The organism is Oceanobacillus sp. GQ8 (assembly GCF_059758495.1).
Genome location: NZ_JCAXEV010000003.1, coordinates 711,348 through 717,458, shown reverse-complemented (window position 1 = coordinate 717,458; position 6,111 = coordinate 711,348). Strand labels below are relative to the sequence as shown.

General features: G+C 39.0%; 5 protein-coding genes and 1 other annotated feature. Of the genes, 2 read left to right on the top strand and 3 right to left on the bottom strand.

What is annotated here, in order from left to right; genetic code table 11:
- Positions 1-290 precede the first annotated feature (290 nt).
- Positions 291-602 (bottom strand): rhodanese-like domain-containing protein, encoded by a 312-nt coding sequence (locus AC6CHS_RS12390; RefSeq protein WP_498236444.1) that lies wholly within the window; start codon positions 600-602, stop codon positions 291-293.
- 112 nt (positions 603-714) lie between these two features.
- On the opposite strand from AC6CHS_RS12390, the gene AC6CHS_RS12385 reads away from it, so the two are divergent.
- On the top strand, positions 715-1,461 hold the full coding sequence (locus AC6CHS_RS12385; protein WP_498236443.1) for a YybI family spore inner coat protein: 747 nt from the start codon (positions 715-717) through the stop codon (positions 1,459-1,461).
- An 84-nt stretch (positions 1,462-1,545) separates the two neighbouring features.
- Here the strand turns inward: AC6CHS_RS12385 and leuS are convergent, their stop codons facing one another.
- Entirely contained in the window at positions 1,546-3,960 is a 2,415-nt protein-coding gene (leuS, locus tag AC6CHS_RS12380; RefSeq protein WP_498236441.1) for a leucine--tRNA ligase, read from the bottom strand.
- A 96-nt stretch (positions 3,961-4,056) separates the two neighbouring features.
- Positions 4,057-4,271, bottom strand: a binding site (T-box leader).
- Between the two features lie 101 nt (positions 4,272-4,372).
- Between leuS and mnmM the strand changes: the two genes are divergently transcribed.
- On the top strand, positions 4,373-4,939 hold the full coding sequence (gene mnmM / locus AC6CHS_RS12375) for a tRNA 5-(aminomethyl)-2-thiouridylate-methyltransferase MnmM (protein ID WP_498236439.1): 567 nt from the start codon (positions 4,373-4,375) through the stop codon (positions 4,937-4,939).
- A gap of 41 nt (positions 4,940-4,980) precedes the next feature.
- Here mnmM and AC6CHS_RS12370 read toward each other — a convergent pair whose 3' ends face one another.
- Complete coding sequence (locus AC6CHS_RS12370; RefSeq protein WP_498236437.1) at positions 4,981-6,039, bottom strand: tetraprenyl-beta-curcumene synthase family protein; 1,059 nt, start codon at positions 6,037-6,039, stop codon at positions 4,981-4,983.
- Between the last annotated feature and the right edge of the window lie 72 nt (positions 6,040-6,111).

Genomic DNA, 6,111 nt, shown 5'->3' with positions numbered 1-6,111 from the left:
ATCTGTTTTTTCCTTAACATACTAGTTGTTCTGTTCAGTTTTCAAAGAGCAATTTGTTCAAGCTGCTTTTTAAAGCAACTTTTATATTATAACAAGATGTTTCAGTGATGTCAACAACTTTCTTTGCGACAGTTTTGAAAATCTTTATACCAGATCCCATCCACAATCACTAGTTAAATGAAAGAACCTGTCCTTTGTGGTGGATAATTATTATAGCATTATTCTACAAAAATAGTCAATACCATTTTCACAAAAAAAGAAGGCTTTTAAAGCCTTCTCTTTGTTGCGTTTTAAACTTTAACGTCGCCTTCCCATTCAAGCATCCCGCCAGCCATGTTGTTGACCTTATAACCATGCTCTTTTAAATGCATAGCTGCTTGCATACTTCTTTTACCTGAGCGACAAACCATAACATATTGTTTATCCGTGTCTAATTCGTTCACAGATTCAGGGATTTGCTGTAGAGGTATGTGTTTTGCTTCAGGTATAATTCCTTGGGCAACTTCTTCATTTTCCCTGACATCTATTACTACAAGGTTTTTCTCATCATCACGTAATCTGTTACGTAATTCATTAGGTGTAATCTCATTTATTTCAGCCAAAAAGCGCACCTTCTTTCAAATATTATCATGTTTATCATACGTTTTCGCTGGATAACATGCAACTTTCCAACACACACTATAAAAAAGGTATTATATAGGAAGAAGGTATGAAATGAGAAGAGTAGCAACTATTGTCTTAGCCCTGTTCTTAAATGTAATCTGGTTCTCTCCGATAAATGCTAAAGAGGCAGATGTTGTTTTAATTGAAACCCTTCAGGGAGATTTAACCGGGGATGGAAAAAACGAAGAAATAAACTTAAAAGGTATATTGTTTTCTCCTGACACTGTTTATTACAGGGAGATATGGGCAGAAATTGCTAGCCCAAACGAGGAAAGATGGAAGATTAGTTACCAAGGTGGTTATGAACCCGCTGTTGAACTTGTTGATTTAGATCATGACGGAATTAAAGATATTTTTTATCAAAGTGCGACAGGGGGAAGTGGTGGACTCTACAATTACCAGCTTAACACATTAGCAAATGGTGAGTTGAAAGAAATTCCATTACCCGAACAACTCTTCTTGCAAGGATCTTTTAAAGATGATTTTATTGTTTCAATCCAATTGACACCAGACAGTGACCCTTATTTAATGGATGTGTCAAATCGATCTGAAGATTATATCAGGTTAGGTATATATGACGAGAGCGGAACCCTTCGACAACCACAGTCACTCATGATTGATCCGATAGCGTTTTTCGAACCTGTGTTAATAAGCGATAGTAAAGGATATGGACTGAAAAGCAGCCAGCAAATAAGCGGAGCCTATCACGCTGATGGATTAGGCACGATTGAATCACTTTGGTATTTAGAAAATGGAAAATGGATATTGCTTCAAACTGAGTGGTTGCCCTCAAATTAAAAAAGGGCGTTCCTTTTAAATGAAGGAGCGCCCTTTTATTGTATAAATTTTAGATGGTTTTATTACAACCTTGTGCAAGCATTATTAATTTGCGACTATATTGACGAGTTTACCTGGTACCACAATTACTTTCCTAATTGTTTTACCTTCTAGTAACTCTTGAATTTTCTCCTCATTTAGCGCCTGCTTTTCTAGTTCATCCTTTGAAATATCTTTATCGACATTTAATTTTGCACGAACTTTACCCATAATTTGAACTACTACTTCAATTTCATCTTCTACTAACTTGGATTCATCGTATTTCGGCCACTGTTCGTAACTCACTGTATCCTCATGCCCCAAGCACTCCCAAAGTTCCTCAGCAATATGTGGTGCCACAGGTGAAAGCATTTTTACAAAGCCTTCCATATATTCTTTTGGCAATTGTTCAGCTTTGTATGCTTCATTAATAAACACCATTAACTGTGAAATACCTGTATTGAAATGGAGATTGTTAAAGTCAGTGGTTACTTTTTTCACCGTTTCATGATATACCTTCTCCAGGGAGCCATCATTTGCATCGGTTATGCTAGTAGAAAGTGCTCCGTTTCCGTCCGTATACAATCTCCAAACTCTATCAAGAAATTTACGTGCACCATCTAGACCATTTGTAGACCATGCTACCGCAGCATCTAATGGGCCCATAAACATTTCATATAGACGTAATGTATCCGCACCATGTGAGAAAATAATGTCATCAGGGTTCACAACATTTCCTTTTGATTTACTCATTTTCTCATTACCTTCTCCGAGGATCATGCCTTGGTTAAACAACTTCATAAACGGTTCTTTTGTTGGCACTACACCGATATCGTAAAGGAATTTATGCCAGAAACGCGCATACAATAAGTGAAGCACAGCGTGTTCTGCCCCACCAATATATATATCAATTGGCAGCCACTTCTTTAGGGCTTCTGGGTCAGCGAGTTGCTCTGTATTATCTGGATCTATAAAGCGCAGGAAATACCAACAGCTACCAGCCCATTGTGGCATTGTACTTGTCTCTCTGCGACCTTTCATGCCAGTTTTAGGATCCACCACATTTACCCAGTCTTCGCTATTTGCAAGTGGGGATTCCCCTGTGCCAGACGGCTCTATTTTTGACATTTTAGGAAGTTCAAGTGGTAGTTCTTCTTCTGGTACTGTTGTCATGCTACCGTCTTCCCAGTGAATAACCGGAATTGGCTCTCCCCAATAACGCTGTCTAGCAAACAACCAGTCACGCAAGCGGTAGGTTACCTTTTTCTCACCTTTGGTGTTTTCTACTAGCCAATCAATCATTTTCGTTATGGCTTCATCTTTTGCCATGCCATTAAGAAATCCAGAGTTAACATGCTCGCCGTCTCCTGTATAGGCTTCTTTAGATATATCTCCACCAGCTACTACTTCTTGGATCGGCAAATCAAATTTCACAGCAAATTCATAGTCCCGCTCATCATGAGCAGGAACAGCCATAATGGCACCAGAACCATAGGACATCAGAACATAGTCAGCAACCCAGATCGGCATTTTTTCATTGTTAACTGGATTAATTGCATATGCACCAGTAAATACGCCACTTTTGTCTTTAGCAAGATCTGTTCGTTCCAAGTCAGATTTTGTTTGAACCTTATTTAAATATGCTTCTACTTCCTCTTTTTGTTCAGGAGTAACAATCTCCTTAACCAAATGGTGTTCAGGTGCAAGAACTGCATATGTGGCACCAAAAAGTGTGTCTGGACGTGTCGTAAACACGGTAAACTTGTTTTCATGGCCAGCAATAGAGAAATGAACTTCTGCTCCTTCTGAACGCCCAATCCAATTTCGTTGCATATCTTTAATGCTCTCTGGCCAGTCAACATCTTCCAAGTCCTCAAGAAGACGATCCGCATAAGCAGTAATTTTTAGCATCCATTGTTTCATTGGTTTACGAACAACCGGATGTCCACCCCGCTCACTTTTTCCATCAATAACTTCCTCGTTGGCCAAAACCGTACCTAATGCAGGGCACCAGTTCACTGCTACTTCATCCATGTATGCAAGGCCTTTTTCATATAGCTTTATAAAAATCCACTGTGTCCATTTGTAGTAGTTTGGTTGCATTGTGGAAATCTCTCTGTCCCAGTCATAGGAGAAACCTAGCTCCTCAATTTGTCGCTTAAATGTAGCGATGTTTTTCTCCGTAAAAGCTGCCGGACTATTACCAGTATCAATCGCATATTGTTCTGCAGGCAGTCCAAATGCATCCCATCCCATTGGATGAAGTACTTCATAGCCCTCCATTCTTTTCATTCTTGAAATAATATCTGTCGCCGTATAGCCTTCAGGGTGGCCAACATGCAGACCAGATCCGGATGGGTAAGGAAACATATCCAACGCATAAAACTTCTCTTTGTCGGAAAACGTTTCTGCTTTAAATGTTTTGTTTTGCTTCCAATGATGTTGCCATTTCTTTTCCACGTCTCTGTGGTTAAAACTCATTGTATTTCCTCCTTTTATAGAAAAACTGCCGTGCCCTATTCTAGTAGCGAGAGTTCACTATACAAACGCCAAATAAAAAAAGCCACTCATCCCAATAAAAGGGACGAGAAGCTTTGCTCCCGCGGTACCACCCAAATTAACGCAACGCTGCGTTCACTTGTGCTCCTTAACGCGGATATACGGCAGAAATTACTCGACTTTCGTTTCTGCAACTTCAAGGTGAGTTCATACCCCTATTTGCGACAGTTTCCACCAACCACTGTCTCTCTATGCCAAAAAGTGATATTACTATTCCTTTGCATTGTCGTTACGTTATGTACATCGAATTGTAATGAATCCACACCGCTTTGTCAAGACAATAGGTGCGGAATTTTGATAAACTGTTAATATGAAACGTGAAAGGAGTACGTCCATGGTAATGAACATACTAAATTATGCCCACTATTTGTTAGAGGGTTCTATAGAAAAGGGAGAAACCGTAATCGATGCCACATGTGGTAATGGCTATGACACACTTTTCTTAAGCAGGGTTGTCGGGAGCACAGGTCAAGTACTTGCCTTCGATATTCAGCAAGAAGCAATTAATCAGACAAGGCAAGCATTAATTGAAAACAACTACACCAACGTTTCCTTAATTTTAGATAGTCATGCGAATGTTACGTCGCATTTACAGACGAAGGACATTGAACGTATTGGAGGTGCGATTTTTAATCTTGGTTACTTACCTCAAAGTGACAAACGAATCATAACGAGTGGGGATTCCACTGTCGAAGCGATCGAAAACATTTTACCCGTTTTAAAATCAAAAGGGTTAGTTATGCTTGTCGTCTACCATGGTCATGAGGGCGGAAAAGACGAGATGCAAACTGTGCTAAAATATGCTATGAGATTACCGCAGCGAGCATTTCATGTCCTACAGTATGGATTTATAAATCAACAGAATGATCCGCCATTTATTATCGCGATCCAGAAAAGATAGGAAAGAGAGAATCCTTAAATTGTTTATCATTCAATACAGGTTTATTTTTTCATTTTGTAATACAGCTTTGTAAACAAGTGAAAAAGACGTGCATTGGTTCCACTTGTTTTTAATAAATGCTTCTTTAACTTTGTTTCATTAGAGAGATGCTTTACCTTAGGATCAGCAAGGTATAGACCAACAAGCCCTTGTCTAATCATTTGATGAAACGAATTATCTGGAAGTGGCTGTACTTGATCAGCCGCTTTCTGGATAAAAAATGATAGACGCTGGCTCATTGTTTTCTCATCGGGATAATAAAAGCAAAAATTTAAATCCTCTGCCTCCACGTCCTCTTTTTGATCAATATAATAATCGAGCAATATATGTAATCCTTGCAGATAAGGGAAATAGCCTTCAAAGATGCTTTTCGCTTTGGACTCATCCAGCTTCCCTCCTAACAGGTAACTCACTAAACAGAAAATAGTTAAAGTTGATCCTGAAGCAGCAGCAAATTCATACCATGTCAAATCATCGTCTTCATTTTCCTCTTTGAACCAATTTTCGAGTCGCGGCACTCTTTCTCTAATGTCTACATGCTTATGAACCTGCAAATCTGTATATAGTGAAACCAGACGACTTAAAAAGGGTTGTGCTACGTTCCGTTCAACCAGTGCTAGCTGACTTTGACAAGTATGTACTAAATCATGTAGATAACCATTATCGTTTTGATCTTCTCGTAAAGCATAATAATTTCTTGTTTGTTGATCAGGATTCAAGGCACAAAATAAGGATTCATGAAGCAATCGGAAGTCGAATGGATCAAGAGATGTACTCCGATCACAAAGGTTGTCTAAATAATCACTAACAGTTTGGTAGGCTACAATAAATTTGATTGCTTCTCTACTTCTCTCTCCTGCAAGTAGCGCGTACACAGCCCCACCTTGACAATGGAATTTTTTAGAACCAATACTAGCAAGTGCCTGGTTACGTAATTCTTGATTCGGAATTGCACTTGCTTTTGCTGTCCAGTAGTTTAACTCTTTTTCCACTTCAGGGAAAATTTTCGATTGTAACGACTTCAGCAATCTGATGGATGATGTTGGAACATTGTTTCGCATTTGTTTGCCTTCCTTCAATCAGTTTAAGCGTGTATTTTTTGCTATACTAATTATATCACCATATTATGGAGG